The following is a 2500-nucleotide window of genomic DNA, read 5'->3' as shown; positions in this document are numbered from 1 at the left end:
GTACTAGTCGGCAGACACACGGCGGGTGCTAACGTCCGTCGTGGAAAGGGAAACAACCCTGACCAACAGCTAAGGTCCCCAAGTCATGGCTAAGTGGGAAAGGATGTGAGGATCCCAAAACAACCAGGATGTTGGCTTAGAAGCAGCCATCATTTAAAGAAAGCGTAACAGCTCACTGGTCTAAATAAGGGTCTTTGCGCCGAAAATGTAACGGGGCTCAAGCCATGCACCGAAGCTTTGGGTTTGCACGTTTACGTGCAAGCGGTAGCGGAGCGTTCTGTAAGTCTGCGAAGGGAGATCCGTGAGGACTCCTGGAGATATCAGAAGTGCGAATGCTGACATGAGTAACGATAAAGGGAGTGAGAGACTCCCTCGCCGAAAGTCCAAGGGTTCCTGCTTAAAGTTAATCTGAGCAGGGTTAGCCGGCCCCTAAGGCGAGGCCGAAAGGCGTAGTCGATGGGAACCACGTTAATATTCGTGGGCCTGCGGGTAGTGACGGATCGTGTGTATTGTCCATCCTTATCGGATTGGTTGGGCAGTGAAGCGGTTCCAGGAAATAGCTCCCGCGTATAGACCGTACCCGAAACCGACACAGGTGGACCGGTAGAGTATACCAAGGCGCTTGAGAGAACTATGCTGAAGGAACTCGGCAAATTGCACGCGTAACTTCGGAAGAAGCGTGACCTTGCAGCGGGCAACCGTTGTGAGGTGGCACAGACCAGGGGGTAGCGACTGTTTATCAAAAACACAGGGCTCTGCGAAGTCGCAAGACGACGTATAGGGTCTGACGCCTGCCCGGTGCTGGAAGGTTAAGAGGAGAGGTGCAAGCTTTGAATCGAAGCCCCAGTAAACGGCGGCCGTAACTATAACGGTCCTAAGGTAGCGAAATTCCTTGTCGGGTAAGTTCCGACCTGCACGAATGGCGTAACGACTTCCCCGCTGTCTCCAGCATAGACTCAGTGAAATTGAATTCCCCGTGAAGATGCGGGGTTCCTGCGGTTAGACGGAAAGACCCCGTGCACCTTTACTATAGCTTTACACTGGCATTCGTGTCGGCATGTGTAGGATAGGTGGTAGACTTTGAAGCCAGGGCGCCAGCCTTGGTGGAGTCATCCTTGAAATACCACCCTTATCTATATGGATGTCTAACCGCGACCCGTTATCCGGGTCCGGGACCGTGTATGGTGGGTAGTTTGACTGGGGCGGTCGCCTCCTAAAGAGTAACGGAGGCGCGCGATGGTGGGCTCAGAACGGTCGGAAATCGTTCGCTGAGTGCAATGGCATAAGCCTGCCTGACTGCGAGACTGACAAGTCGAGCAGAGACGAAAGTCGGTCATAGTGATCCGGTGGTCCCGTGTGGAAGGGCCATCGCTCAACGGATAAAAGGTACGCCGGGGATAACAGGCTGATGACCCCCAAGAGTCCATATCGACGGGGTTGTTTGGCACCTCGATGTCGACTCATCGCATCCTGGGGCTGGAGCAGGTCCCAAGGGTATGGCTGTTCGCCATTTAAAGCGGTACGTGAGTTGGGTTCAGAACGTCGTGAGACAGTTCGGTCCCTATCTGCCGTGGGTGTAGGAATATTGAAAGGATCTGTCCCTAGTACGAGAGGACCGGGATGGACGTATCTCTGGTGGACCTGTTGTCGTGCCAACGGCATAGCAGGGTAGCTATATACGGACTAGATAACCGCTGAAGGCATCTAAGCGGGAAACTAACCTTAAAACGAGTATTCCCTGAGAGTCGTGGTAGACCACCACGTTGATAGGCCGGGTGTGGACGCGCAGTAATGTGTGAAGCTTACCGGTACTAATAACTCGATTGGCTTGATTGTTCGCATTGCTCGTATCCATCTTAAATCCGCTCACGCTCCAAAGGAGCTGCGCGGGCGCGGCGCATCAGCGCCGAAGGCCGGTCGGCCTTTTAAGGCAAAAGCCTGAAAGCCAACCGGAAATGATGGTTCTAAAAAAAGACAAAGGTGCGTGAGCAGCAAGAAGCAGTCCCGACTGCCTATTGCCAACTGCCTCCTCCAGCTTCTCATTCATGTGTTTCGCCGACCTGGTGGTTATGGCGGAACGGCTGCACCCGATCCCATTCCGAACTCGGCCGTGAAACGTTCCAGCGCCAATGGTACTTCGTCTCAAGACGCGGGAGAGTAGGTCGCTGCCAGGTCTGCCAAACACATGAAATATTCTCATCACAAACAAGCCGCAACAAAGCGGCGCATCAAAGGGGCAGCAGCCCCTTTTGTCATTCAGGACAAAATGTGGTCCAATGCATCAGCAAGGACCAAGGTGACGCGGGGTGGAGCAGCCCGTTCGGCCTACAATCGATCCTCAATCGATTGCTTGACGGCCTCACCTCATCAGGCTACGCCTGACTTCGCTCCCGGGCACAAAAGCCCGGCTCTAAAGGTGACGCGGGGTGGAGCAGCCCGGTAGCTCGTCAGGCTCATAACCTGAAGGTCGTTGGTTCAAATCCAACCCCCGCAACCAAAA

Annotated in this window: 1 tRNA gene and 2 rRNA genes (1 of these 3 cut by a window edge); all 3 read left to right on the top strand. The window is 54.2% G+C overall.

The annotated features are described in order from the left end of the window. Positions 1 to 1836, top strand: a 23S ribosomal RNA gene (locus tag BMZ42_RS17540) (it extends 965 nt beyond the left edge of the window). A gap of 223 nt (positions 1837 to 2059) precedes the next feature. After that, positions 2060 to 2174, top strand: a 5S ribosomal RNA gene (gene rrf, locus BMZ42_RS17535). Positions 2175 to 2420: 246 nt separating this feature from the next. Further along, positions 2421 to 2497: transfer RNA gene (locus BMZ42_RS17530), tRNA-Met, on the top strand. Positions 2498 to 2500 lie beyond the last annotated feature (3 nt).

The sequence above is a fragment of the Aquamicrobium aerolatum DSM 21857 genome, assembly GCF_900113935.1.
Taxonomy (GTDB): Bacteria; Pseudomonadota; Alphaproteobacteria; order Rhizobiales; family Rhizobiaceae; genus Aerobium; species Aerobium aerolatum.
This window is presented reverse-complemented; position numbering and strand designations above follow the sequence as displayed.